General features: G+C 63.8%; 22 protein-coding genes. 18 read left to right on the forward strand and 4 right to left on the reverse strand.

What is annotated here, in order from left to right; genetic code table 11:
* The first annotated feature begins 47 nt into the window (after positions 1-47).
* The 14 genes from ACEN9P_RS21595 (at position 48) to ACEN9P_RS21660 (ending at position 13,882) form a co-directional block, all read left to right on the forward strand.
* A complete protein-coding gene (locus ACEN9P_RS21595; protein WP_007866882.1) occupies positions 48-500 on the forward strand; it encodes a DUF2721 domain-containing protein in 453 nt (150 codons plus the stop codon).
* 192 nt (positions 501-692) lie between these two features.
* On the forward strand, positions 693-1,220 hold the full coding sequence (locus ACEN9P_RS21600) for a hypothetical protein (protein WP_495620421.1): 528 nt from the start codon (positions 693-695) through the stop codon (positions 1,218-1,220).
* A 724-nt stretch (positions 1,221-1,944) separates the two neighbouring features.
* Positions 1,945-2,568: an isochorismatase family protein gene (locus ACEN9P_RS21605; protein WP_495620422.1), complete on the forward strand. Its 624-nt coding sequence runs from the start codon at positions 1,945-1,947 to the stop codon at positions 2,566-2,568.
* Between the two features lie 14 nt (positions 2,569-2,582).
* Positions 2,583-2,936: an energy transducer TonB gene (locus ACEN9P_RS21610; RefSeq protein ID WP_477661623.1), complete on the forward strand. Its 354-nt coding sequence runs from the start codon at positions 2,583-2,585 to the stop codon at positions 2,934-2,936.
* Between the two features lie 169 nt (positions 2,937-3,105).
* On the forward strand, positions 3,106-3,507 hold the full coding sequence (locus ACEN9P_RS21615) for a DUF2059 domain-containing protein (RefSeq protein WP_477661624.1): 402 nt from the start codon (positions 3,106-3,108) through the stop codon (positions 3,505-3,507).
* Positions 3,508-3,594: 87 nt separating this feature from the next.
* Positions 3,595-4,098 carry an anthrone oxygenase family protein gene (locus tag ACEN9P_RS21620; protein WP_495620423.1) on the forward strand — a complete coding sequence of 168 codons (504 nt, stop codon included), beginning with the start codon at positions 3,595-3,597 and terminating at the stop codon, positions 4,096-4,098.
* Positions 4,099-4,465: 367 nt separating this feature from the next.
* Positions 4,466-4,810, forward strand: a complete 345-nt coding sequence (locus ACEN9P_RS21625) for a hypothetical protein (RefSeq protein ID WP_477661626.1) — start codon at positions 4,466-4,468, stop codon at positions 4,808-4,810.
* 130 nt (positions 4,811-4,940) lie between these two features.
* Positions 4,941-5,336 carry an NAD(+)--rifampin ADP-ribosyltransferase gene (gene arr / locus ACEN9P_RS21630; RefSeq protein ID WP_495620424.1) on the forward strand — a complete coding sequence of 132 codons (396 nt, stop codon included), beginning with the start codon at positions 4,941-4,943 and terminating at the stop codon, positions 5,334-5,336.
* A 229-nt stretch (positions 5,337-5,565) separates the two neighbouring features.
* The gene (gene acuI, locus ACEN9P_RS21635) at positions 5,566-6,492 is read left to right on the forward strand and encodes an acrylyl-CoA reductase (NADPH) (protein WP_495622214.1); all 927 of its coding nucleotides are present in this window, start codon (positions 5,566-5,568) and stop codon (positions 6,490-6,492) included.
* Between the two features lie 30 nt (positions 6,493-6,522).
* Positions 6,523-8,436 carry a propionate--CoA ligase gene (locus ACEN9P_RS21640; RefSeq protein WP_495620425.1) on the forward strand — a complete coding sequence of 638 codons (1,914 nt, stop codon included), beginning with the start codon at positions 6,523-6,525 and terminating at the stop codon, positions 8,434-8,436.
* 21 nt (positions 8,437-8,457) lie between these two features.
* A complete protein-coding gene (locus ACEN9P_RS21645; protein WP_495620426.1) occupies positions 8,458-9,930 on the forward strand; it encodes a pentapeptide repeat-containing protein in 1,473 nt (490 codons plus the stop codon).
* A 220-nt stretch (positions 9,931-10,150) separates the two neighbouring features.
* The gene (locus ACEN9P_RS21650; protein ID WP_477661633.1) at positions 10,151-10,615 is read left to right on the forward strand and encodes a (2Fe-2S)-binding protein; all 465 of its coding nucleotides are present in this window, start codon (positions 10,151-10,153) and stop codon (positions 10,613-10,615) included.
* Between the two features lie 11 nt (positions 10,616-10,626).
* Positions 10,627-12,777: a xanthine dehydrogenase family protein molybdopterin-binding subunit gene (locus ACEN9P_RS21655; protein ID WP_495620427.1), complete on the forward strand. Its 2,151-nt coding sequence runs from the start codon at positions 10,627-10,629 to the stop codon at positions 12,775-12,777.
* A gap of 55 nt (positions 12,778-12,832) precedes the next feature.
* Positions 12,833-13,882 (forward strand): XdhC family protein, encoded by a 1,050-nt coding sequence (locus ACEN9P_RS21660; RefSeq protein ID WP_495620428.1) that lies wholly within the window; start codon positions 12,833-12,835, stop codon positions 13,880-13,882.
* Here ACEN9P_RS21660 and ACEN9P_RS21665 read toward each other — a convergent pair.
* Positions 13,879-16,011, reverse strand: coding sequence for an O-linked N-acetylglucosamine transferase, SPINDLY family protein (locus ACEN9P_RS21665; RefSeq protein WP_495620429.1), 2,133 nt, complete (start codon positions 16,009-16,011; stop codon positions 13,879-13,881). The genes ACEN9P_RS21660 and ACEN9P_RS21665 overlap by 4 nt on opposite strands.
* 63 nt (positions 16,012-16,074) lie before the next feature.
* Here ACEN9P_RS21665 and ACEN9P_RS21670 point away from each other — a divergent pair, with 63 nt between their 5' ends.
* A complete protein-coding gene (locus ACEN9P_RS21670; protein ID WP_495620430.1) occupies positions 16,075-17,085 on the forward strand; it encodes a glycosyltransferase family 4 protein in 1,011 nt (336 codons plus the stop codon).
* Here ACEN9P_RS21670 and ACEN9P_RS21675 read toward each other — a convergent pair.
* From ACEN9P_RS21675 to ACEN9P_RS21685, 3 genes are all read right to left on the reverse strand, one after another.
* Complete coding sequence (locus ACEN9P_RS21675) at positions 17,082-18,476, reverse strand: FecR family protein (protein WP_495620431.1); 1,395 nt, start codon at positions 18,474-18,476, stop codon at positions 17,082-17,084. The genes ACEN9P_RS21670 and ACEN9P_RS21675 overlap by 4 nt on opposite strands.
* A 71-nt stretch (positions 18,477-18,547) precedes the next feature.
* A complete protein-coding gene (locus ACEN9P_RS21680; protein ID WP_495620432.1) occupies positions 18,548-20,014 on the reverse strand; it encodes a FecR family protein in 1,467 nt (488 codons plus the stop codon).
* Between the two features lie 45 nt (positions 20,015-20,059).
* Positions 20,060-21,394: a surface lipoprotein assembly modifier gene (locus ACEN9P_RS21685; protein ID WP_495620433.1), complete on the reverse strand. Its 1,335-nt coding sequence runs from the start codon at positions 21,392-21,394 to the stop codon at positions 20,060-20,062.
* A gap of 256 nt (positions 21,395-21,650) precedes the next feature.
* On the opposite strand from ACEN9P_RS21685, the gene ACEN9P_RS21690 reads away from it, so the two are divergent.
* From ACEN9P_RS21690 to ACEN9P_RS21700, 3 genes are read left to right on the forward strand one after another with little or no spacing between them, the layout of a single operon-like run.
* Positions 21,651-22,034 carry an ArsR/SmtB family transcription factor gene (locus tag ACEN9P_RS21690; RefSeq protein ID WP_477661641.1) on the forward strand — a complete coding sequence of 128 codons (384 nt, stop codon included), beginning with the start codon at positions 21,651-21,653 and terminating at the stop codon, positions 22,032-22,034.
* Positions 22,035-22,051: 17 nt separating this feature from the next.
* Positions 22,052-23,395, forward strand: a complete 1,344-nt coding sequence (gene soxC, locus ACEN9P_RS21695) for a sulfite dehydrogenase (protein WP_495620434.1) — start codon at positions 22,052-22,054, stop codon at positions 23,393-23,395.
* Positions 23,382-24,527, forward strand: a complete 1,146-nt coding sequence (locus ACEN9P_RS21700; protein ID WP_495620435.1) for a c-type cytochrome — start codon at positions 23,382-23,384, stop codon at positions 24,525-24,527. Before soxC ends, ACEN9P_RS21700 begins: the two co-directional genes overlap by 14 nt.
* Positions 24,528-24,638: the final 111 nt, after the last annotated feature.

Genomic DNA, 24,638 nt, shown 5'->3' on the forward strand with positions numbered 1-24,638 from the left:
CATGACAAAATACCCCATCGCCAACCCATGACGCCCGGAGCCCCTGCATGAATTTCGCGCCCGACCTTGCCACGGTCACCCACGGCATCCAGCTGGCCGTGGCGCCGGTGTTTCTGCTCACCGCCGTCTCGGGCATGATCGCCGCCGTGGCCGGCCGCCTGGCCCGCATCATCGATCGCGCGCGCTTTCTGGAAAACCGGCTGGAAGCCGGCGGCGTCGAAGATACCCGCGCGCAGCGCATGTATGCCGAGCTGCGCGAACTTCGCCACCGCGGCTGGCTGGTCAACATCTGCATCGCCTTGCTGACTTTTTGCGCCATCCTGATCGGCAGCACCATCATCCTGCTGTTCCTCGGCGAGACCAGCGAGTTGCCCACCTTGCGGATCGCGACGGTGTGCTTTCTGTCGGGCGTGGTTTGCTTCCTTCTGGCCCTGGTGTGTTTTCTGGCCGAGACTTTGCTGGCGACTCGATTGCTGAAATTCGCGGAGCCTTCGAGCTAGGGCTGCGCTGCCTGAATGTGAGCAAATGTAGGACGCGGCTTCAGCTTGTTGCCCTACAGGCCTTTTCCTTTCCCGATGGCGAGAATGGGTAAAGCCCCGTCAACGGCCGGGCAAGCCCTCCGTTGAACAGTCAGGCATGCGGCCAACGCCCTGTTTGCTGCAAGCCCTTGTCAAAACCACCGGAGAACCATAATGAAAACCACCACGATGACACGCAGCCTTGCACTGCTGATGGCCGCGACCCTGGCCTGTTCCACGAGTTTTGCCGAGAAACCCGAATGGGCAGGCGGCGGCAAAAACAAAGGCAACAAGCACGAGCAGCAGGCGGAGCAGTCCGACCAGGGCAACCAAGAATCGGGCGGCAAAAAAGCCAAGAAAAACAAGCAGGCCGCCGAGGTCAAGGTCGGCGGCTATTTTGTGCCGCAGCAGCGTGTGGTGGTCCAGAACTACTACGGCAAGCAGTTCAAGGCCGGCCATTGCCCCCCGGGCCTGGCCAAGAAAAACAACGGCTGCCTGCCCCCAGGCCAGGCCAAGAAATACGCCATAGGCCAGCCGCTGCCGCGCGACATCGTGTACTACCCCGTGCCTGCGGCTGTGGTGGTGCAGCTGGGTGCTCCGCCCGTGGGACACAAGTATGTGCGGGTTGCGACCGACATTCTGCTGATTGCGGTGGGGACGAGTATGGTGGTGGATGCCATTCAGGATTTGGGTTCAATTTAGGCTTTTTAGGTCGCTTCTTGTTCCGACGGGCGCTTCCCCTGCGGAGAGCTGCTGGCCGGGGTTGCCCGGCGGCAACTCACTTTTCTTTGCTTCGCCAAAGAAAAGTAAGCAAAAGAAAGGCGACCCTGGTGTCTGCGTCCCCTGCGCTTCGCTCCGGGGCAACCTGCGGTGCTCGGTCCAGGCGGGGTCTCGCTCGAACTCGCTACGCTACGCTTCGCTCAGACAATCGCGATCCCTTATCCGCCTGGACCTCCGCTCCTCGGCGCATACACAAGGGGTAGAGACAAGAAATACCAATACCAAATACCTGAAGAAACAAGGACACGCCATGGCGTGTCCTTGTTTGTATTTGTCTTCTTGGTTTTCTGTCCCCGCTCCCGATTGCCCCGTCCTGGCTGGGCCGAGGAGCGCAGACGTAGGCGGATCAGGGATCGCGCTTGTCTGAGCGAAGCGAGTTTGCGCGAGACCCCGCCGTAGTCGAGCACCGCAGGTTGCCCGTAGCGAAGCGTAGGGACCCAGACTGCGGGTCGCCTTTTCTTTGGTGACTTTCTTTTGGCGAAGCAAAAGAAAGTTACTTGCCGCCGGGCAACCCCGGCCAGCTGAACCAAGAAGAGGAAAGAGGAGGATGAGGAGGAAGAGCGCGCAAGGCCGGAGCAAGACCCGGCCAGCCAACCCTTGCCCTTACATTAACCACCATTCCCCAATTATTTCCAGGAACCCCTCCATGCTGCTCGACGCCGACGACTCCCAACTGGTGCTGGTGGACTACCAGTCCCGCCTCATGCCCGCCATTTTTGAGAACAGCCTGGTGCTGGCCAATGCCGTGAAGCTGGCCCGCATGGCCAGGCTGCTCGAAGTGCCGGTCTGGGGCACGGCCGAAAATCCCGGCAGCCTGGGCCCTCTGGTGCCCGAAGTCCAGGCCGCCATCGCCGCCGCCGGCGGCCGCGTGCTGGACAAGATGTCCTTCAGCGCCGTGGCCGACGGCCTGTCCGACCTGCTGCGCCCGCCGGTGCGCCAGCCCAGCCAGGGCCGCAATGCGCGCAGCCTGCCCAAACACCTGCAAAAACCCGCGCCCGAGCCGGAAGAGGGCCGAAGTACCATCGTCATTGCCGGCTGCGAAGCCCATGTCTGCCTGCTGCAGACCGCGCTTGACCTGCTCGAGGAAGAGTTCGATGTCTGGGTGGTGACCGATGCCTGCAGCTCGCGCAGCGAACGCAACCGCGACGCGGCCTTTGACCGGCTGGCTGGCAACGGCGCCGAACTGGTGACCACCGAGATGGTGGCGTTCGAGTGGCTGCGCACGGCTGAGCATGAGGCCTTCAAGGATGTGCTGGGGTTGGTGAAGTGAGGCAGGCCGGCTTCGTGCTTGCTTATGCCATGCGCTTGTCATGGCTGGTTCTTTTGATGCTTGTGGCGAGCTGTGCCTCCGGCTCGGACGAGATTGTGCAGCCCGCGAGTCAGGCAAATTCGCCCAGGCCTGGATACCCCACCATCTCCAGGCGCCTTGGGGAGCAGGGCCGCGTGACCTTGCGGGTGCAGGTGCTGGCCAGCGGCGACCCCGGCGAGGTGCAGCTTCAGAAAAGTTCAGGCTTTGACAGACTGGACGCGGCTGCGGTGGCGGGCATGAAGAAGTTCAAATTCAACCCCGCACGAACCCGGTCGGGCCGTGCCGTGGATTCGTGGTCTATCCAACCGATCCAGTTCATCCTTGATTGACTGAGCCGTTCATTCACTGCTAAAACTCGCATGTTCCGCACCGTCCCAACACTCCTTCACCTACCCATTCGCCATGCGTAACTCATTCCTTCTTTCCCTGCTGCTGTCCGCCTCCATCGCCTGCTCTGCGGCGCCTGCGTCGACCGAGTCCATCAACACACTTCTCACCGTGACCAAAACCGAGGCGCTCATCGCTGGCATGCACGGCCAGGTTGACCAGATGATGGGCCAGGCGCTGGGGCAAATGCTGGGTGGCCGGCAACTCTCGCCGGAGCAACAACGGATGATCGACGCTGCGCGCAGGGAGTTCTCCATCGTCATGAAAGAAGACCTTTCATGGAGCCGGATGCGGTCGATGTACATCAGCATCTACCAGGAGACTTTCACCCAGGAGGAGATCGACGGGCTGATTGCCTTTTACCGCAGCCCGGCCGGCGCTGCCTTTGTCGACAAAATGCCTCTTGTCATGCAGAAGTCCGCCCTCGCCATGCAGGCGCGCATGCCGCAGCTGATGGAAAAAATGAAAGCCGCGATGCAAAAGGCGATGGCCGAGGCGGGCGTCGCGCGATAGTTTGCAGGCGCGTCGCGCGTGGATTGCCGCCGTGGCCGGGCGGCAGTACAGTAAGCCCTCCAATTCCGCACCGACCTGCGAGGGCCCATGCCATCCACCCACGTCCTGCTGTTTGCCCTGACCTTGCTCGCGGCCCTGGGCAGCGCGCTGATTGCCGGCATCTTCCTGGCGTTTTCCAACTTTGTAATGAAGGCCCTGGCCCGCGTGGCACCGGCCTCGGGTATCGCGGCCATGCAGTCCATCAATGTGGTGGTGCTCAATCCCGGTTTCCTGGGCCTGTTCATGGGCACGGCCCTGGTGTGCGCCGTGCTGGTACTGGTCGCCCTCTGGCACTGGCAGGCGCCCGGCGCCTTCTGCCTGGGGGCGGGCAGCCTTCTTTATTTACTGGGCACCTTCGGCGTGACCATGGCCTTTAATGTCCCGCGCAACAACGCGCTGGCGCGGCAGGATGCGGCCAGCGCCGAGGCCGCCGGCTTCTGGCGCGGCTATGTGGCCGGCTGGACGATGTGGAACCATGTGCGCACGCTGGCGGCGCTGGCCGCGGCGGTATTGCTGCTTTATCCGCTGGTCCGGTTTCCGGCCGGCGCATAGCCCGAAGGGGAGTGCGCTGTGGCGTGTGGGCTGGTTGATGTTGTCCAATCGGGGCCGGCTGATGCCAAGCGCCATGGCAGCGGATGAAAAAACTGTAGTCCGCGCACCTCAAGCTTCTTGGGGCTGACGCTATAGTGCAGGTACCGTATCCTGCTCCCTCAGCTGATCAAGCAGGCAGATGGACTGCAGCGGAGGGGTGCCGGGTTTCATGGGCTTATTGATACCGGCATAAAAATGCGGCGTATTTGCTGCAATGCCAATAAACAAGAGGGTTCCGGGAGGGTTCGATGTCCAAGTTAAACCGCAGCCGCCAAGTTGTATCGCAGGGTTTGCAGATTAAATTACGCTAATTAGCGCATTTGAGACTATGACTTCGCTCGGCGCATTTTTACTTTCCTGGTTTGGTGCAGTTGCGGTCGCGAGCGTCGTTCTTGGCTGCGTCGTTGCGGCATCAAGAAGTGCCAAGGTCAGGTTCGCTTCGATTGTTCTGATCGGTGCCGCGTGGTCTTCGCCATTCTTCGCTCTGTTCCTGAAATTTGTATTCGAGGGAACAGTCTTTGAAATTGGCCCCCCATTCACAAGGCATCGGGGAAATGACGTGGCCTATGTAGCCCTCGCCGTGCTATTTGGCGCAAGCATACTCTGGGCTTCCATTCTGGCGGCGCGCTCCGACGCGGCAAGCCCGGCGATTGCAAAGACACCTGGCGAATAGAGGCATGCGCTTTAAAACGCCAATCGACACGGACCCACTACAGCAGTGGGCGGCTTTGCCGCAAACGGTGGTGGCCTGGTCATCTTCGTCAGGCACCCTCAGCATCGCCCCCGTTTTCCCTTAACAACCCATGGCAGCTTTAGACTCCGGCCCTTTTTTCCATGGCACGAAAGCCCAATTGCAGCCAGGCGATTTACTGAGGCCAGGCTTTACGTCGAATTACGACGAAAGCGTCGTGATGAATCACATTTATTTCACGGCCATCGCCAAAGGCGCGGGGCTTGCCGCGGAAATAGCCAAAGGCAGCGGCGGGCCGCGTGTCTACGTCGTTGAACCCACGGGGGAGTTTGAGAACGATCCCAACGTGACCGACAAGAAGTTCCCGGGTAACCCGACGCGGTCCTATCGAAGCAAGCTGCCTTTAAAAGTGGTGGGCGAGCTTCAATCCTGGGAGCCGTATGACCCGGAGTTCATTCAACAACTGAGGGCCCGCGTAGAGAATGGCATGGGCAAAATCATCAATTAATGTGGGGGCGCCCTGTGAAACAAGTCCTCGCCTCTTCAGCCGGATCTTGAGCTGTTGAACAGGAGCTGTGGGTGCTCGTCAGCCTCCTGAAAGCCCGTTATCCATAATTAAGAATTCAGTTTTGCTGGTTTCTCAGCGTTTCTGGCCCTAAGAGAAGCAACCCTCTGGAGACAACACCGTGTTCAAGTCCCTTTTGCTCAGCAAGTCCGAGGCCGGGTTTTCGGCCGCCATGGCCGACACCGATGAAGCCCAGCTTCCCGCCGGCGACGTGCTGGTGCAGGTCGAATATTCCACCCTCAATTACAAGGACGGCCTGGCCATCACCAACAAGGGGCCGGTGGTGCGCAGCTGGCCCATGGTCGCGGGCATTGACGGCGCAGGCACGGTGCTCGAATCCACCCACGCGGGTTGGAAGGCCGGCGACCGGTTTGTGCACAACGGCTGGGGCCTGGGTGAAACGCGCTGGGGTTTGATGGCCGAACGCGCGCGCCTGCAGGGCGACTGGCTGGTCAAGCTGCCGGCGGCCTTCACCACTCGCCAGGCCATGGCCATAGGCACGGCCGGTTATACCGCCATGCTCAGCGTGCTGGCGCTGGAGGCGCACGGCATTAAGCCCAATGACGGCGAGGTGCTGGTCACGGGCGCTACCGGCGGCGTGGGCAGCGTGGCGGTGGCCTTGCTCGGCAAGCTGGGCTACAGCGTGGTGGCTGCCACCGGCAAGGCCAGCGAAGAGGCTTACTTGAAGCAGCTGGGTGCCAGCAGTGTGATGGACAGGGCCGAGCTCTCGGCGCCCGGCAAGCCGCTGCAAAAAGAACGTTGGGCCGCGGTGGTCGACGCCGTAGGCTCGCACACCCTGGCCAATGCCTGCGCGCAGACGCGCTACGGCGGCGTGGTGACGGCCTGCGGTCTCGCCCAGGGCGCGGATTTCCCGGCGACGGTGATGCCCTTCATCCTGCGCGGCGTGACGCTGTGCGGCATAGACAGCGTGATGGCGCCGCTGGCAAAGCGCCAGCAAGCCTGGGAGCGCTTGGCCCGCGACCTGGACCCGGCCAAACTGGAAGCCATGGTCGAGGAGGTGCCGCTGGCCCGTGCCGCCGAAAAAGCGGCCGACTTGATGTCAGGCAAAGTGCGCGGCCGTGTGGTCGTCAAAATCTGAAGAATCCCAAAAATAAAACGGAGACAAGACATGACGAGTTACGCAGACTTTTACCGCCAGTCCATAGAGCAGCCCGAGGCCTTCTGGACCGAGCAGGCGAAATTGATCGACTGGCACAAGCCCTTCACCCGCGTCTGCAACGACGACAAGCCGCCTTTTGTTCAGTGGTTTGAGGGCGGGCAAACCAATCTGTGCCACAACGCGGTCGACAGGCACCTCAAGGATCGGCCCGACCAGGCCGCGCTGATCTACGTCTCCAGCGAAACCGGTGCCGAAAAAACCTACAGCTTCCGCGAACTGCATGCCGAGGTGCAGCGCATGGCCGCCAGCCTGCTGACCATGGGCGTGGTCAAAGGCGACCGTGTGCTGATCTACATGCCCATGATCCCCGAGGCCGCCTTTGCCATGCTGGCCTGCGCGCGCATAGGCGCCATCCATTGCGTGGTGTTCGGCGGTTTTGCCAGCGGATCGCTGGCCTCGCGCATCGACGATGCCACGCCGCGCGTCATCATCAGCGCAGACGCCGGCTCGCGCGGTGGCAAAGTCGTGGCCTACAAGCCGCTGCTTGACGAAGCGATTCGCCTGGCGAAACACCAGCCCGAAGCCGTGCTGCTGGTGGACCGCGGCCTGGCGCCCATGCCCATGGTGGCCGGCCGCGACCTGCATTGGGAAACCCTGCGCGCCAAGTACATGCACGCCCAGGTGCACTGCGAATGGCTGGATTCCAGCGCCATCAGCTACACCATTTACACCAGCGGTACCACCGGCAAGCCCAAGGGCGTGCAGCGCGACACCGGTGGTTATGCGGTGGCGCTGGCCGCCAGCATGAAACACATCTTCGACGGCCGCGCCGGCGAGACCTATTTTTCGACCAGCGACATTGGCTGGGTGGTCGGCCACAGCTACATCGTCTACGGCCCGCTGATCGCCGGCATGGCCACCATCATGTACGAAGGCCTGCCCACACAAGGCATGGACCAGCAGCCCAACGCCGCGATCTGGTGGAGCCTGGTCGAGAAATACAAGGTGACCGGCATGTTCAGCGCGCCCACCGCGGTGCGCGTGCTCAAAAAGCAGGACCCGGGCCTGCTCAAAAAACACGACCTCTCCAGCCTGCGCGCCTTCTTCCTGGCCGGCGAGCCGCTGGACGAACCCACGGCGCGCTGGATCAGCGAAGGGCTCAACGTGCCCATCATCGACAACTACTGGCAGACCGAATCAGGCTGGCCCATCATCACCATCGCCAATGCCGTCGAAAAAAAGCCCAGCCGCTTCGGCAGCCCCGGCGTGCCCATGTACGGCTACAAGGTCAAGATACTGCACGAGTCTACCGGTGAGGAGCTGACCCAGCCCAATGAAAAAGGCGTGGTCGTCATCGAAGGCCCGACACCGCCGGGTTTTATGCAGACCATCTGGAAGGACGACGCGCGCTTCGTCAACACCTACTGGAAGAGCGTGCCCGGCAAGATGGTGTATTCCACCTTTGACTGGGGCATACGCGACGAGGACGGCTACTTTTTCATCCTGGGCCGTACCGACGACGTGATCAACGTCGCCGGCCACCGCCTGGGCACGCGCGAGATCGAGGAAAGCATTTCAGGCCATGCCGGCGTCGCCGAGGTGGCGGTGATCGGCGTGGCCGACCCGCTCAAGGGCCAGGTCGCCATGGCGTTTGCCGTGCCCAAGGATTCGAGTGCGCTCACCGACAACGCGGCGGCGATGAAGCTCGAAGGCGAAATCATGAAACGCGTGGACGGCGACCTGGGCGCTGTCGCAAGGCCGGCGCGTGTGCACTTCGTATCGGCCCTGCCCAAAACCCGCAGCGGCAAGATGCTGCGGCGTGCGATCCAGGCGGTGTGCGAGGGCAGGGACCCGGGGGACTTGACGACCATGGATGACCCGGCGGCGCTGCAGCAGATTCGGGATCGGGTGGCCTTAAGTTAGTTCACACAAAGAAAGCGCTAGATGTCCGAACTGTTAGAGCTAAAACTTGCCAATAGGCCTGGCGACAACGACCTCTTGGCCTTTATGGGCTTTCCCAATCAACAATTTCCGCAAAGCATCACACCGAAAAGAGTTAAGGAAATTGCTGAAGAGAAGGGGCAGTCTCTTTTGGCTGATCTCATCGCTCGATCAACTGACACCGCGAGTACGCATAGTTTTATCAGTGCTCGTTCGAATCGGCATGGTCAAACAGTAATTTTGAATACACGCGCAAACGTCGTTAAGAGCTATTTAGAGGGGTGCTCAAAGCTGCAGATGTGTATAGATTGTTTTGAATGGATGGAATTGGATAAACCTCAAATCCAAGCAGAGCTATCAGGACTGCAAGTTGTCGGAGATGTTGACGCGAAGGCAAGTGGTCTAAAAGTAAGGGCCCGGGCAACTTCCTTTGATGGAGATTTCAATTTGTCGACGGAGGGAGTCGTCGAATTAATGTTTGAGGGTGCCAACCTCAAGAAGGTTGCCATTAGCTGTCTACCAAATGGGAGTTTATTGATATTCGAAAAAGGTAGTGTTCTAAGCGGTGGGCTCTATATTGCATCCTCAGACGATGGGTCGCGTTCGTCTTCAGGTCGAGGCAAGGTATCGATTTTTAGCAATCCCGGCACTACCCTAGGTGGGGAACTGGTAGTGTCCAGTTGCCTAGTTGATAGCATGGTGTTGAACGGTTGGACGATAAACGAAGACATTCGATTCTCAGACTGCCTCATTGCAAAAATCGGCCTAACATCCGCGACATTGAAAGGGAAAGTATCGTTTAGTCGATGCGATTTCTCAGATGAGCCCGCACTGTTTTTGAACTCATCATTCGGAAAGCCTACCTCGTTCACAAGATGCAGCTTTCGAAAGGCACCTGACTTTCATGGAGCGAAATTGCACCAGAACACCAGATTTTTAAGTTGTACCTTCGACGCAGCTGGAGCAATTTGGAATCCAAAATGCGATTCGGTTGATGTTGCTGCGTATCGGGTACTCAAAGGACATTTTGGGCAACAAAAGGATTCTCGACAGGAAATTGTTTTTTACGCCCTTGAGCAGCGCGCTGAGCGCTATATATCCAAAGCAGACCCTGTGGAAGTGGCGATTTCGTGGGTGCAGGATTTTGTATCTGGCTATGGACAGTCGATTTCTCGAGCAGTTGTAGTTTTTTTTGGATGGAATGCCTTGTTTGCTACAGCGTTCCAAGTTTTGGGAGCAAATTTCATCAAGGTGAAAGCTTCAGGATCAATTGAGAGATTTCCGGGAGTCGCATTGGCTTTGCAAAATGCATTTAATCCATTAGCACTCTTTTCTGAAAAGGGGCTAGTCGAGCTGAACTCTCTTCTGGTGTACCTGATTTCTCTTACTCAGGCGCTCGGGTCGCTGGGCATCGTTGCTTTGATCTTGTTGACTATCCGAGGGAAATTCAGAAAAGGCTCATCTTCTGAGAGCTAAGTTAATGTGGGTACGCTAGCTTGGCCTGACTAAAGAATCGGGTTGTACAAGTTACTCGGATGTCTCATCTTGAGAAAACTTCTCGACACTTTGTTTCAGCCAAGGGTTTCTACCCGGATACCCCCTTGTGCCCGGTCGTAGCATCAGTCGCGCAAGGCCCTCGGGTAGTAGCTGACTGATTTCTGGGGGCCCTGCCATATTCCAAAAAAGGGGACTCCAGATGACAACCAAACTCAACGTGAACGGCCGGGCCGTTTCCGTCAATGCCGAACCCGACACACCCCTGCTGTGGGTGATACGCGATGAGCTGGGCATGACCGGCACCAAGTTCGGCTGCGGCGCGGCGCTGTGCGGCGCCTGCACCGTGCACCTCAACGGCAATCCTGTGCGCTCCTGCCAGACGCCGCTGTCGGCGGCGGCGGGGCAGAAGGTGGCGACAATTGAAAGCCTGTCGCGCAACAACACGCACCCGCTGCAGGTGGCGTGGATCAAGCATGACGTGCCGCAGTGCGGCTACTGCCAGTCGGGCCAGCTGATGAGCGCGGCGGCCCTGCTCACGGCCAACAAGAACCCGAGCGACGCCGACATCGACGCCGCGATGAGCGGCAATATCTGCCGCTGCGGCACCTACCCGCGCATCAAGGCGGCGATCAAGGATGCCGCTTCCACCATGCGCAAAGCCTGAGGAGAACGATCATGACTACCAACACACTGGTCTCCCTTGATCGCCGCAGCTTCCTCAAGACCTCATCGGCCCTGACCGTCGCGGGCAGCGGGCTGATGCTGGGCGTCACGCTGGGCGTGCCCTCGGCCGTGCAGGCCGCCGGCACGCTGTACACCCCGAATGCCTGGGTACACATTGCTGACGACAACACCATCACGCTGATCTCGGCCCGCTCCGAGATGGGGCAGGGCGTCTACACCTCCATGCCCATGCTGATCGCCGAGGAGCTCAACGTCGACATCCGCAAGGTCAAGGTCGCGATCGCGCCGCCGGGCAAGGTCTACACCAATGCCTTGCTGGGCGCGCAGATCACCGGCGGTTCGACCTCGGTGCGCGACGGCTGGGAGAAGCTGCGCATTGCCGGCGCCCAGGTGCGCAGCATGCTGGTCTCCGCGGCGGCGGCCAAATGGAATGTGGACGCTTCGACGCTCAAGGCCGAGAACGGCATGGTCATAGGCCCCAAGGGCAAGAAGGCGACTTACGGTTCGCTGGCCGAGGCTGCGTCCAAACTGCCGGTGCCCGAGAAGGTGGCGCTCAAGGACCCGAAGGACTTCACCGTGGTCGGCAAGCCCACCAAGCGGCTGGACACGCCAATGAAGGTCAACGGCACGGCGGAGTTCGGCATCGACGTGAAGCTGCCGGGCATGGTGTATGCCAGCCTGCAGCAATGCCCGGTGATAGGCGGCAAGGTCACCAGCTTTGACGCCGCCAAGGCCAAGGCCATGCCCGGCGTGATCGACGTGGTGCAGATTCCCGACGGCGTGGCGGTGGTGGCCGACAGCTACTGGCATGCTTTCAAGGCGCGCCAGGCGCTGACGGTGCAGTGGGACGAAGGCCCGGTCGCGGCCATCAGCAATGCCAGCATGCTGGACGGCATACGCAAGGCGGCCGACAGCGGCAAGCCGATTCCCATCGTGGCGCCCAAGGGCGATGCCGCCGGCGCGATGAAGGGCGCGGCCAAGACGCTGAAGGCCGAGTACGTGTCGCCGCTGCTGGCGCATGCCACGCTGGAGCCCATGAACTTCACGGCCGACTACAGGAACGGCAAAATCCTGCTGATAGGCCCGACGCAGTTCCAGCAGGGCGCAGAAGGCAGCGTGGCCGCGGCGCTGGGCATCAAGCCCGAGGACATCACGCTGAAGACCACCTTTCTGGGCGGCGGCTTCGGCCGGCGGCTGGAGCTGGACTTTATCGTGCAGGCGGCGCAGATCTCCAAGGCCGTGGGCAAGCCGGTCAAGCTGCTCTGGAGCCGCGAGGACGACACCACGCACGACTTTTACCGGCCCATGGCGGTCAACCAGCTTTCGGCCGGCCTGGGGGCCGACGGCAAGCCGGTGGCGCTCACCTTCAAGGTGACGTCGCAGTCCATCACGCAGCGCGCCTTCGGCCTGCCCAAGGACACGCTGGACCCGTTCATGGCCGAGGCCGGCGTCATGCCTTACGACATCCCGAACACCCAGTACGACCTGGTGATCCACGACAGCGGGCTGCGCGTGGGCTACTGGCGCTCGGTGAGCCATGCGCTCAATGCCTTTGCCAACGAGAGTTTTGTGGACGAAATGGCGCTGGCCGCGGGCAAGGACCCGTATGCCTACCGCATGTCGCTGCTCGAGAAGCAGCCGCGTTTTGCCAATGTGCTCAAACTCGCGGCCGACAAGTCCGGCTGGGGCACGCCGGCGCCGGCCGGCCGCAGCCGCGGCATCGCGCTGATGGAGGGCTACGACACCTATATGGCCCAGGTGGCCGAGGTGTCGGTCAAGGACAACCAGGTCACGGTGCACAAGATCACGGTGGTGGCCGACCTGGGCCGCATGGTCAATCCCGACACGGTGCAGGCGCAGATCCAGTCCAGCATCGTCTTCGGCCTGTCGGCGGCGCTGAACAACCAGATCACGCTGGACAAGGGCTGGGTGCAGCAGAGCAATTTCGGCGACTACCCGGTGCTGCGCATGCACGAAGCACCGGTGATGGACATTACGCTGGTGCCCAGCACCGAAAAGCCCGGCGGCATCGGCGAGCCGGCGACGGCGCTGGTGGCGCCGGCGGTGGCCAATGCGGTGTTCGCGGCCACCGGAAAGCGGGTGCGCACGCTGCCGCTGAACGACAACCTGGCCAAGGCATGAGGGAATTGGCGATGGGCCGAGGCGTAAATGGGCACGGGCTGCTAGCATCCGGCGCATGGACAACATAGACCTCGAAGTTCTGAAAACCTCCTCGCAGTGGCTGGCCGCGGGCCTGCGCTGCGAGCTGGTGACCGTGCTCAAGACCTGGGGCTCCAGCCCACGGCCCGAAGGCTCCATGCTGGCGATCTGTGAAGACGGCCGGGTGGTGGGTTCGGTCTCGGGCGGCTGCATTGAGGACGACATGATTGACCGGGCGCGCCGCGAGGGCCTGGACCGCGCGCGGCCGGCCATCGTCACTTACGGCGTTTCGGCCGACGAGGCACGCCGCTTCGGCCTGCCTTGCGGCGGCACCATAGAGTTGGCCATAGAGCCGCTGTCGGCGGCCAGCCAGGTGGACGAGCTGCTGCGGCGCTTGCAGGCCGGCGAGCTGGTGGCGCGCCGGCTGGACCTGCATACCGGCGCGGTCACCTTGGGCACGGCCCAGCCCAGCCAGTCCATGCAGGTGTCCGAAGCCGCGCTGGTGACCCTGCACGGGCCGCGCTGGCGTTTGCTGATCATTGGCGCGGGGCAGCTCTCGCGTTTTGTGGCGCAGATCGCCCAGGGCATGGACTACGCCGTGACGGTGTGCGACCCGCGCGAGGAATACCGGGACAGCTGGCAGGTCGACGGCGTGGAGCTGGCCACCGGCATGCCCGACGACGTGGTGCAGGCCATGAAGCTGGACGCGCGCTGCGCGGTGATCGCGCTCACGCACGACCCCAAGCTGGACGACCTGGCGCTGATGGAGGCGCTGCGCTCGCCGGCTTTTTACGTGGGCGCGATCGGTTCGCGCCTGAACAACCAGCGCCGCCGCGAGCGCCTGGCCGAGCACTTTGACATGACTGAAGAGGAACTGGGCAAGCTGCACGGCCCCATAGGCCTGTATATCGGCAGCAAGACGCCACCCGAGATCGCGATTTCCATCCTGGCCGAGCTCACGGCGGTGAAAAACCAGGTGGCCTTGCCGCGCGCTGTGGGCATCGCTGAAGCCAAGGCCCAGGCCGGCCTGGCGCCCACGGGCGAGGTGTGTGAGCTGCCCGTGCCGGCCGGCAAGCCGGCTGTTTAGGCCGGAGCCACATCAAAGGCCGTGGGCGGCAGCCCGGCGCGTGAGCGCTCGGCCATCGCGGCCCAGGCCGATTCCCATTCGCGCACGCGTGCCGGCAGGTCAAACAGCGGCGCCGCGGCCTTGCCCGCCTGCAGGCTTTGCCGCAGCTGTTGCAGGGCCTGCGGGTCGCGTCCCAGGCGCAGGGCTTCGGCCACATAAGCCGGCCGGCTCTCCATCACGCATTGCGGCAAACCCGCCGCGCGAATGATGCTGCCGCCCAGGCGCGAAGCCATGCTCTCGCCGGCGCAGCTGAGAGCCGGAACCCCCATGCGCAAGGCGTCTTCCAGGCCCAGGTTGGCGTTAAAGCGCAAGGTGTCCAGGAACAGGTCGGCATGCCGGAGGCAGGCCAGGGACTGGGCGCGCGTGAGCCTGTGGGTAAAGATGAGGCGGCTTTCATGCACGCCGGTGGCATTGGCCTCGCGCACCAGGTTGGCGGCGATGGCCAGGCTGTAGGCAGGCAGCCACAGCACCGCATCGGGCAGCGAGCGCAGGATTTTCATCCAGGCGGCGAAGCTGGCGGGGTCCAGCATGACCGAGGGCACGGTGGCGCACAGCACCAGCGCGTCGGCCGGCAGGCCGGCTTGCTCGCGGCTGTCCCAGCCGGGTTCCGGCGTCTCGTCATGGGCGGCCAGCCAGCAGCTGTGCGGCAGGCGCACGACGGCGCCGTAGGGCGCGAGGTCCAGCCCGTCGGGGTGCACAAAGCGGTCGGACATGTTGTAGTCGCAGGGCCTTGGCGGGTTGTGGCGGTGCCAGGTGAGCTGGCGCAGCTGCACGGGCGCGACGCGCAGCTCGGGTATCTCGGGCCGGCACCAGGCGGTGTCGAAGGCCATGTCGACAAACAGGTCGAGCTGGTCCAGGCGCATGCGGCCGGCGGCCTCGACGTCCGACATATGGGCGATCTCGGTGACGCTGGCGGCATGCGGCTTGAGCATCTCGGCGTGTGCAAGCTCCGGGTGCCGCGTGGGCGAGTAGACATGGATGGCAAAGCGGCTGCTGTCGTGCAGCGCGAGCTGGCGTTTGAGCGCGTGGGCATGGCGCTCGTCGCGCAGGCTTTGTACCGCCATGCCGACCTGGATGCGCTCGTCGCGCCGGCCCACCGGCGCGGCGCGGCGCGCGAAGGGCGGCAGGGCCGTTTTCACGCTTTCGCTGATTTTCGCGACCGAGACATTGCGCACCTGGGCGAGCTCGTTCTCGTCCATGTCCAGCATCAGGCCGTAGAACTGCGCGTCGCGCCAGTCGCGGCGCCGGCCGGTGCGCAGGCATTCGTCCAGCATCTGGCGCAGCGTGGCCGTGAGGCGTTCGTTCTCCCGCCAGTCGCAGACCGTCATGGCCTCATAGACCTGGCCGCAGTAAAGCTGCCGGGCGTCGGGGAGCTCGCCCTGCGGCAGCCGCAGCTTGTGGTCCAGGTAGGCCGGTGCGATGGCGCGGCCCAGGAAGTCGCGAAAGTAAGCCAGGGTGTCGGCATCAAAGCGCTGGCTGGCTTCGCGGGATGCGTCGAAGTCGCCATTGAAGGCCAGCACGGCCGCGCCGCGTATGCGTATGTCCAGGTCGTGCGGAAAGCGCAGGGCCGCCGCTTCGAGCGCGGCCAGCGCCTCGGGGTAGCGCCGGGCGCCGCACAGGTAGTCGCTGAGGTTGACGTGGTAGGGCGCGTGGCCGGGGTCTTGCGCCAGGCATTTGCGGGCGCAGGCCAGCGCGGCCTCCCACTGGCCCTGCGCGGCGGCCATCAGCCCGACGTTGTTGAGGGCGCGCGCATGCAAGGGGTCCAGCGCCAGCGCGCGCTGGTAGGCCATGCTGGCGCGGGCCAGGTCGCCGCAGCTTTCGGCGGCGATGGCCAGGTTGGCCGCGCCGTCGGCGGTCTGCAGCAGCGCGGCCTCGACCGAGAGCAGCGCCTTGTAGGCGGCCGCGGGCCGGGAGAGCGCGGACAGCAGCGTGGCGCAGGCCGAGGCGGCGTTGACGTCATCGGGTGCCAGCGCCAGGGCCTGCTCAAACGCGATCAGGGCCTGCTCGAGCCGGCCCTCGGCATGCAGCTGCGCGCCGCGCTGCATCCAGCTTTGGCTGTCTTCGGGAGCGCTCGCAGGCGTGTTGTGCATAGCCCGGATTATGTGGCAGCGGCCCCCTGGTCAACGAGGGATCGCAGGGATAATCGGCGCAGCATGAATGCTCCCTCCGCACAGCCCACCACCCTGCACCTGCTCGGACGTTTCAGCGAGGCCTTTACCGGCGCGGAACGCGAGCTGCTGGACATACGCCGCCTGCTGGAGGGCCGCCGGCCGGTCAAGCTCTGGTCCGACGTGCCGCCGCATCCGGCCTACGCGGGGCAGGGCATCGCGACCATACAGCCCTTTGCCCAGCAGTTTCCCCGGGGCGGCACCTTGCTGATCGCCGGCGTGCACATGCGGCCCGGCATCTGGCTCAAGTACGCCGGTTTTGAAAAAATCATCCTGTTCTACAACCTGGCCAACCACGCGCAGCTGTTTGCCGCGATGGAGGCCTTGCGCGACAGCACGGGCCTGGACCCGGAGCTGGTGTTCGTCTCCAGGATGCTGCAGCTCAGCGTGGGCCTGCCCGGCCGCATTGCGCGCAGCCTGATGGACCTGCAGCCTTTTCTCGCGGTGGCGGATGAGCGTTTCGCGCGGGCAGCGGACCGGCCTTTTACCGTGGGCCGCGTCAGCCGCGACGCGCCGGACAAACACCATCCGCAAGACCCGGCGCTCTACCGCATGCTGGCCAGCCGCGGCTTCAAGCTGCGCATCATGGGCGGCACTTGCCTGGCGGATGCATTGCAAGGTGCCGAGGGGATTGAGCTGCTGCCGGCCGGTGCTGAAAGCGCGGCCGATTTTTACCGCTCGCTTGACGCCTTCTTCTACCGCACGGGGGCTTCCACGGAGGCCTACGGCCGGGTGGTGGTGGAGGCCATGGCGGCTGGGTTGCCGGTGGTGGCCCATGCCCGCGGCGGTTATGCCGAAGTCATGGAACACACGGTGTCGGGCCTGCTGGTCCAGTCCCAGGAGGAGGCCTATGACGCGGTGACGCGGCTGGCGGGCGACGCCGGGCTGTGCCGGCGGATGGGCGAGGCGGGCAGGGCGCAGGCGCTGGCCGTGCATGGCCCCGAGGCCACGCAGCGCGAGATCGCTTTCTACCTCGAATCTGCTGCGGCTTCTTAAGGCGCCTGGAAGATCGCAGTGCCGGAATACGAGCCGGCGGGCGACAAGCTGCCGGTGTAGACCAGGCCGGCGCGGTTGGCGTTCGAGCCGGTGAACATGCCCTTGACGGCGCCGCTGCCGCTGGCAAAGCTGGAGCTCGAGAAGTAGACAAAGTTTTCCACCACGTTGCCGAAGGAGGTGTTGATGTTCACGCTGAGCATGGGCCCTCCGGCCTGGACCGGGTCGAAGTTGACCGAGAAGGTCGCGCTGTTGAGCGTTCCGCTGGTGCCGGTGTAGGACGTGGGTGCCGAACCGCCGATCAGGGTGTAGCTGGAGATGCCCACGGTGGTGGGCAGGACCGGCGTGGCCTGGCCCACGATGTAGTGCAGCTGGGCCAGGTTGGTGGCACCGTTCTTGGAGCCGCTGGCCCAGTTGCCCCAGCCGATGAAGTCGTTGTTGGCCATGGAGCCGAATGAGCCGGCCGCAGTATTGACGGTGGGCGTGAAGACGTTGCCTGACGACTCGAATTCGCTGACCTTGCCGGTGTTCATCACGACGGAGGCGGACGCCACCGGGCCGGTGAAGCTGCCGTTGGGGTCGGAGGTGACCGGCGGAAAGTGGTAGTGGGCGACAGCCGTCAGGTTGGTGAAGGTGCCGGTGTTGGGGTCGGGTGGCGGGGGCGGTGGGGGAGGCGCGGACGGCGTGGGGGGGGTTGGCGTTACGGGCCCAACGGACTTGACCAGCTCGGGTTTGCCCTTGTCGTCGACCTTGTCGCCCACGGTGACCGGCTCGCGTTCCGGTGCGGGCGTGGGAACATTGGCCCGCACGTTGGTGCGCACGGGCGCATCCGTGCTGTTGACGACCCGCACCGATTCGCCGGCCGTCAGGCCCACGCAGCCGCCGGCGTTGCAGACCTCGATGGCATCCAGCTCGGTCGTGACGCCCAGCGAACCGTCGGGGTTGTAGCCCACATTGAAGCCGGAGCCGCGTATGCCTATGGTGGCCGTGGTGGTGGTGACCTTGTAGTTTTCGCGGTTGCGCTTGCCGATCAGGCCGGTGATGGCGCGCATGCTGCCGCGCAGCAGGTCAACCAGGAAACGGTCTTCCTTGGGATCGGCCTTGTCGACATAGTTGGCCACCTTGAATTCGGTGTTGGGCTGCAGGGACACCAGGCCGCCGTCGGTGAAGCGCACTTGCGCGCGCCCGCTGGCGCCGGTCAGTATGGCCTGGCCGCTTTCGATGTCCTTGCCTTTGACCAATGCCGTGGTGGCGCCGTCCGCGCGGCGCACGTTGACATCGCCGGAGATGAACTGGGCCACGCCGGCGGAAGGCGCGGCAAAAGCCTGCAGCGGGTAAATGGCGGCCAGCGCCATGGCCAGGGCGGTGTGTTGGAGCTTGATATGCGGGGTCATGGTGGTTTCTCCGGGTATTTTTTGGCGGTTCGCACTGGGCTGCTGTGGGGGAGCTACGGGGGCGGCCCTGCTCAGAGCGGCGGTCTCAGGACCAGGTTGGTCTGCTGGAAAACGGCCGCGCCTGAAACCTGGCCGGTGCTGGGGCCCGTGCCGGTTACCGACGGGGCGCTGTAGACCAGCGCGGCGCGGCTGGCATTGTTGCCGGTGAAAAAGCCGGTGACATTGGTGCCCGAGGTGTTGGTGATTTTCGAGTTGTTGATGTCGACGTTGCTGCTGATGCCGTAGTCGTTGCCGCCGAAGCGCGTGGTGAGGTCCAGGCTGCCATAGCCCTGGCCCGGGCTGTAGGCGCCGAAGTTGGCGACCAGCGAACCGCCGACAAGCTGGCCCGCGCCCAGCAGGCTGGAGAAAGCGGTGCCGCCGGCCAGCTGGTAAGTGCCCTGCATGTTGTCGGCCGGCATCTGGGCCGTCGGCGTCGGCCGGCCCATCACGAAGTGAACGGATTCAATCGCGGTGGTCGAGCCCGACACGATTTTTTGCCCCGTCACCCAGCTGCCCCAGCCGACGAAGTCGGGATCGGACGGCACGCCCAGCGCGCCCTTTTCCATGCTGGTGAGGCCGGGCGTGCTGCGGAACTGGGTCCGGACGTCGCGGCTGTCTATGCTGTCGAAGTCGATAGGCTTGCCGCTCAGAAAGCTGGTCAGCACGGCGGTGCCGGCCTCGGGGTAGTAGCTTTCGACCACCGAGCTGGTCGTCGTGCTGTCGGTGAACGCAACCGCCGCGGCCAGGTCGGTGAACACCTGTTTGACGGGCGCCGGTGTGACGGGCGTCTGCTTGGGAGGGGGTGGAGGAGGGGGAGGGACAACGGTGGGTGTGCCCTTGTCGTCGACCTTGTCGCCCACGGTGACCGGCTCGCGTTCCGGTGCGGGCGTAGGCACATTGGCCCGCACATTGGTGCGAACCGGTGCTTCGGAGCTGTTGATGACCCGCACCGACTCGCCGGCCGTCAGGCCCACGCAGCCGCCTGCGTTGCAGACCTCGATGGCGTCCAGCTCGGTCGTGATGCCCAGGGAGCCGTCGGGGTTGTAGCCCACGCTGAAGCCTGAGCCGCGTATGCCTATGGTGGCCGTGGTGGTGGTGACCTTGTAGTTCTCGCGGTTGCGCTTGCCGATCAGGCCGGTGATGGCGCGCATGCTGCCGCGCAGCAGGTCGACCAGGAAGCGGTCCTGCTTGGGGTCGGCCTCGTCGACATAGTTGGCGATCTTGAACTCGGTATTGGGCTGCAGGGACACCAGGCCGCCGTCGGAAAACCGCACCTGGGCACGGCCGGCCGGGCCCGTCAGTATGGATTCGCCGCTCTCCAGCGGCTTGCCCTTGGCCAGGGGCTCAGCCTTGCCGTTGGTGCGCAGCACGTTGACGTCGCCGGCGATGAACTGGGCGACGCCGGCCGAGCCGGCGGCGAAGGACTGGGCGGGGAAGGCCGCCGCAACCACGACCGACAGGGCGGCGCGTCTGAGGGGAAATTCCCGTCGGGTTTTCATGGGGCTGTCTGGGCGGGGGCGGGCGTGTTCAGTCGGCACCGCGGTTCAGAAATCGCGGCGCACCGTCACCGAGAACAGGCTGCGCTTGTAGTCGGAAATCGCGACGTTGGATTTCACCGAGGTCAGGGCCAGCTGGGGCGTGACGCGCCACAGCTTGGCGGGCACCCAGTTCAGGCCGATGTTCAGGTTCCACTGCTTGTCATGGCGGGTGACGAGGAAGAGCGGGTCGGCGCCGCCGTATTTGCGGTCTTCATAAGCGAGGCTGCCGAACAGCGCCAGCGCGTCCGAAAGCGTTTTCTGGATGCCGGTGCGCAGGCCGACAAGGTCATGGCCCAGTTGCGGTACGCCCGCGGCGTGCTCTTTTTCCGTGCCGACGTAGCCGCCCGCGAAGACCACGATGTTGCTGTCGCGGAAGGCATGGGCATAGGAGGTGCCGACCACCGTGCGGGTCGCGTCGCGCAGCGACTGGCCGGGGTAGCTCAGGTCGCCCCACTGGATGTAGGTGCTCCACTGGCGAAAGCCGTCGATGCGGTAAGTCCATTCGCCGACCAGGCCCAACTGGTCGCGGGCGCGCGAGCCGGCCACGGTGTAGGTCCCGGCCTGCACCACGCCCGAGAACTCGTGTTTGTCGTAGCGGTAACTGGCGCCGAAATTGACATCGACCTGGCCGGTGTTGAAGTCGTTGTATTTGCTGTTGACGCGGGCGTTGCCGTAGACGTTGCCGATCAGCGACCAGCGCGGATCCACCACGTAACGGGCCGACAGGCCGCCGCCCAGGCTCATGAAGGCGTCTTTGGTTTCGACGCCGGCGGGATTGAGCGTGAAGATCAGGCCGCCGAAAGCGGGCACGGCCACGTTCGGGTTGCCGGGGCCGCTGTTGATGTTGGTGTCGTAGCCTACGCTGGCTTCCAGAAAGGGCTTGACCGACGAGCGGGCGGCTTCCTCGGTGCGGTCTATGGCCTGCAGGAACTGGTCGATGGTGGCAGCGGCCTCGGCCGGGATGTTGTCCTGCTTGGTTTCCAGCAGCACTTGCCGCGAGGCCTTGGTGTCACCGACGGAGAACAGCGCGCGGCCGAGTTCGGCGCGTGCCCGGGAGTTGCTGGGCTGCACGGCCAGCACGCGTTCCAGGGCGAATACCGCGCGGGTGTACTGGCCGGTCTCGTTGGCGGCAATGCCCAGCACGGTGTCGAAATCCGGGTCGCCCGCGCGCGCCGCCTCTTGCGGCTCCAGCAGGTCGAAGGCTTTTTGCGCCTGGCTTTGGTCCAGCAGGCTGCGGGCGTTGCTGACCAGTGCGTCGACTTCCGCGTGCGCCGGGCCGTTGGCCAGGATGGCAAGAAGAACAGTGATCCCGCCCGAGAAAAGTTTGTTTTTTGAATACATAAGTATTATTTTATAAAGGTCCCAGGTAACAACCCGTAAGCAACAAAAGTTTTATATCACGCGGGGATGACTTTCAGGGGTTTATTACACCTGCTACAGAGGGAGGAAGTGCGGCGCGGCAACACCTTTTTCGGGCTTTGGCACCGACTTGGTGATATTCACCAATTTCAGGGGGCGGCCAAGGGTATTCACGGGGGACGCCCTCCTGGTTTATCGGAATAATATTAGCCATTGCTTATATTAAGAAGAAGTCACTATGGACGAGATGATCCAGGCCAGTGCCCAGGTGGAACGGGGCCGGGTGTTTGAGCTGGCCGCCGAGCTGTTCGCCGTACTCGCCACGCCCATGCGTTTGCGCGTGCTCAGCGCCCTGTGCGAACGCGAAAAATCCGTCAACGAGTTGCTGGCCGAGATCGACACCACCCAGCCCAATCTTTCCCAGCATCTGGCCGTGCTGTACCGCACCGGTGTGCTGGCCAAGCGCAGGGAAGGCACCCAGGTGATTTACCGGGTGCAAAGCGAAAAAGCCGTGGCGCTGTGCCGCAGTGTCTGCACCCAGATCGCCATCGAACTGGACGAGCCGGGCGCGCTGCCGCCGGGGCAAAGCCTGTCGCCGCGCCCCGGCCTGCAGGACGCCTGAACCGAAAGACGCCACCCATGCTGAACAGATTCCTACAGCGCGCGCCCGAAAACTTTCTTTCGCGCGAGCAGATACAAGAAGTGCGGGCAGGGCGCCGCGGCTTTCTGGGGGGCGCGTTTGCCGCCGGGGCCGGCACCGTGGCCGCGGGCCGGGCCGTCGCGCAGGGCGCGGCGATGCCCGCCGAAGGCGAACCTGAAATCCTGAACCTTCCGCCGCACAGCAAGGGCCTGGGCCAGCCGGTGGCGGCTCGCGGCTACGGCCTGCCCAGCGAGTTCGAGAAAAACCTGCAGCGCCGCGAAAGCCCGGGCCTGACGCGCGTGAGCCAGGCCAGCGTGAGTTTTTGCCCCTTACAGGGCCTGTTCGGCATCATCACGCCCAGCGGCCTGCACTTTGAGCGCCACCACCAGGGCTGGTGGGACATAGACCCCTCCAAACACCGGCTGATGCTGAACGGCTCCGACGAGGCCATGCTCAAGCGCCCCATGGTCTTCAACATGGACGAGCTGATGCGCTTGCCCAGCGTGAGCCGCATGCACTTCATCGAGTGCGGCGCCAACACCGGCATGGAGTGGGGCAATGCCGCCGTCCCGACGGTGCAGTACACCCACGGCATGCTGAGCTGCAGCGAATTCACCGGCGTGCCGCTGCGTACCCTGCTGGAGCTTTGCGGCGCCGACCTCAAGCGCGCCAAATTCATCCTGGCCGAAGGCGCCGACGGATCGGGCATGACACGCACCATTCCCATGGGCCTGGTGATGAGCGGCGAGGTGCTGGTTGCCTACGGGCAAAACGGCGAGATGCTGCGGCCTGAAAACGGCTACCCGCTGCGGCTCATCGTGCCAGGCGTGCAGGGCGTGAGCTGGGTCAAATACCTGCGCCGCATCGAAGTGGGCGACATGCCTTACGGAGCCAAGGACGAAACGATTCACTATGTGGACCTGCAGCCCAGCGGCCTGCACCGGCAGTACACCAGCATCCAGGAAGTCAAAAGCGTGGTCACCTCGCCCAGCGGCGGCCAGGTGCTGCTGCAAAAAGGCTTTCACAACATCACGGGCCTGGCCTGGAGCGGTCGCGGCAAGATACGCCGGGTCGATGTCTCGGTCGACGGCGGGCGCAACTGGATGCAGGCGCGGCTCGAAGGCCCGGTGCTGGCCAAGTGCCTCACGCGTTTTAACGCCGACTTCGTCTGGGACGGCAAGCCGGCGATTTTCCAGAGCCGCGCGGTGGACGAAACCGGGCAGATCCAGCCGAGCTACAACGAGCTGCGCAAGGTGCGCGCCTCGCGCAGCATCTACCACAACAACGCCATCCAGTCGTGGTCGCTGGAAGAAAACGGCGAGGTGAAAAATGTCCAGGTTTAAACGCGCCCGGTGCTCGCTGCTGGTGCTCGTCTGCCTTTGCACGATGGGCACGGCATTCGCGCAAACGCAAGCCGCCGCGCGGCAGGCGGCGCTGGCCGGCGTCGGCCGGACCGCCACTCCCGCCGAAGTCAAGGCCTGGGACATCGACGTGCGGCCCGATTTCAAGGGCCTGCCCAAGGGGCAGGGCTCGGTGCGCCAGGGTGAAGTGCTGTGGGAGGCGCAGTGTGCCTCCTGCCACGGCAGTTTTGCCGAGTCGTCCGAGGTGTTCACGCCGATCGCCGGCGGCACCACGGCGCAGGACGTGAAAAGCGGCCGGGTCGACGGCCTGATGCCGGGCGCCAACCAGCCCAACCGCACCACGCTGATGAAAGTCTCCACGCTGTCGACGCTGTGGGACTACATCAACCGCGCCATGCCCTGGACCGCGCCCAAGACGCTGACGGCCGATGAGGTCTATGCCGCGACGGCCTACATCCTGTTCCTGGGCAATGTGCTGCCGGAAGACTTCACGCTGTCGGACGCCAACATTCGCGAGGTGCAGGAGCGTCTGCCCAACCGCAATGGCATGACGACGGCGCACGCGATGTGGCCCGGCAAGGAACTGGGCGGCACGGCCAGGCCCGACGTGCAGGGCTCGAACTGCATGGTGAACTGCAAGGCCGAAGTGGTGGTCAAAAGCTTTTTGCCCGACTACGCGCGCAACGCCCATGGCAACCTGGCCGAGCAGTCCCGCGGGGTGGGCGAAAGCCGCGGGGTGGATACGACGCGGCCGGCCTCGGCCGCGGCGGCACAATCGGGCAGCGCCGTGGCGCAGGCCGAGCGCGCGCCCGCGGCAATCCCGGTGGCGGCCGTGGTGAAGACGGCGGCCTCCGGCGCCGCGTCCGTGATGCCGCTGCTGCAGAAAAATACCTGCGTGGCCTGCCACGGCATGGACAACAAACTGGTGGGTCCGTCCTTCAAGGATATAGCCAACAAATATAAGGACCGTGCCGACGCGGTGAATTACCTCTCGGGCAAAATCAAGGCGGGCGGGCAGGGCGTCTGGGGTGTGATTCCGATGCCGCCGCAGGCTTTGAGCGCGGCGGAGTCGGCGCAGATTTCCCAATGGCTGGCGCAGGGCGCGGCGAAGTAGAGGCGGCGGGCCGGCGGTGTTTTTTTGAGGCATGCCTGGGAGAAATACCCTCCCGGATTTTTCGGTTTTTGGTGTCCAATCGGGCTAAGTTTTTAAGACATTCAAGTTATA

This window comes from Polaromonas sp. Polasp52, assembly GCF_059491565.1.

What these genes read in the sequence shown, in the direction of transcription:
- ACEN9P_RS21655 (WP_495620427.1), top strand. Translation starts at nt 10,627, where the DNA reads ATGACTACCAACACACTGGTCTCCCTTGATCGCCGCAGCTTCCTCAAG.
- ACEN9P_RS21665 (WP_495620429.1), bottom strand. Translation starts at nt 16,011, where the DNA reads ATGCACAACACGCCTGCGAGCGCTCCCGAAGACAGCCAAAGCTGGATG.
- ACEN9P_RS21645 (WP_495620426.1), top strand. Translation starts at nt 8,458, where the DNA reads ATGTCCGAACTGTTAGAGCTAAAACTTGCCAATAGGCCTGGCGACAAC.
- ACEN9P_RS21670 (WP_495620430.1), top strand. Translation starts at nt 16,075, where the DNA reads ATGAATGCTCCCTCCGCACAGCCCACCACCCTGCACCTGCTCGGACGT.
- ACEN9P_RS21595 (WP_007866882.1), top strand. Translation starts at nt 48, where the DNA reads ATGAATTTCGCGCCCGACCTTGCCACGGTCACCCACGGCATCCAGCTG.
- ACEN9P_RS21650 (WP_477661633.1), top strand. Translation starts at nt 10,151, where the DNA reads ATGACAACCAAACTCAACGTGAACGGCCGGGCCGTTTCCGTCAATGCC.
- ACEN9P_RS21600 (WP_495620421.1), top strand. Translation starts at nt 693, where the DNA reads ATGAAAACCACCACGATGACACGCAGCCTTGCACTGCTGATGGCCGCG.
- ACEN9P_RS21700 (WP_495620435.1), top strand. Translation starts at nt 23,382, where the DNA reads ATGTCCAGGTTTAAACGCGCCCGGTGCTCGCTGCTGGTGCTCGTCTGC.
- ACEN9P_RS21660 (WP_495620428.1), top strand. Translation starts at nt 12,833, where the DNA reads ATGGACAACATAGACCTCGAAGTTCTGAAAACCTCCTCGCAGTGGCTG.
- soxC (WP_495620434.1), top strand. Translation starts at nt 22,052, where the DNA reads ATGCTGAACAGATTCCTACAGCGCGCGCCCGAAAACTTTCTTTCGCGC.
- ACEN9P_RS21675 (WP_495620431.1), bottom strand. Translation starts at nt 18,476, where the DNA reads ATGACCCCGCATATCAAGCTCCAACACACCGCCCTGGCCATGGCGCTG.
- ACEN9P_RS21620 (WP_495620423.1), top strand. Translation starts at nt 3,595, where the DNA reads ATGCCATCCACCCACGTCCTGCTGTTTGCCCTGACCTTGCTCGCGGCC.
- ACEN9P_RS21605 (WP_495620422.1), top strand. Translation starts at nt 1,945, where the DNA reads ATGCTGCTCGACGCCGACGACTCCCAACTGGTGCTGGTGGACTACCAG.
- ACEN9P_RS21685 (WP_495620433.1), bottom strand. Translation starts at nt 21,394, where the DNA reads ATGTATTCAAAAAACAAACTTTTCTCGGGCGGGATCACTGTTCTTCTT.
- ACEN9P_RS21625 (WP_477661626.1), top strand. Translation starts at nt 4,466, where the DNA reads ATGACTTCGCTCGGCGCATTTTTACTTTCCTGGTTTGGTGCAGTTGCG.
- arr (WP_495620424.1), top strand. Translation starts at nt 4,941, where the DNA reads ATGGCAGCTTTAGACTCCGGCCCTTTTTTCCATGGCACGAAAGCCCAA.
- ACEN9P_RS21640 (WP_495620425.1), top strand. Translation starts at nt 6,523, where the DNA reads ATGACGAGTTACGCAGACTTTTACCGCCAGTCCATAGAGCAGCCCGAG.
- ACEN9P_RS21690 (WP_477661641.1), top strand. Translation starts at nt 21,651, where the DNA reads ATGGACGAGATGATCCAGGCCAGTGCCCAGGTGGAACGGGGCCGGGTG.
- ACEN9P_RS21680 (WP_495620432.1), bottom strand. Translation starts at nt 20,014, where the DNA reads ATGAAAACCCGACGGGAATTTCCCCTCAGACGCGCCGCCCTGTCGGTC.
- acuI (WP_495622214.1), top strand. Translation starts at nt 5,566, where the DNA reads ATGGCCGACACCGATGAAGCCCAGCTTCCCGCCGGCGACGTGCTGGTG.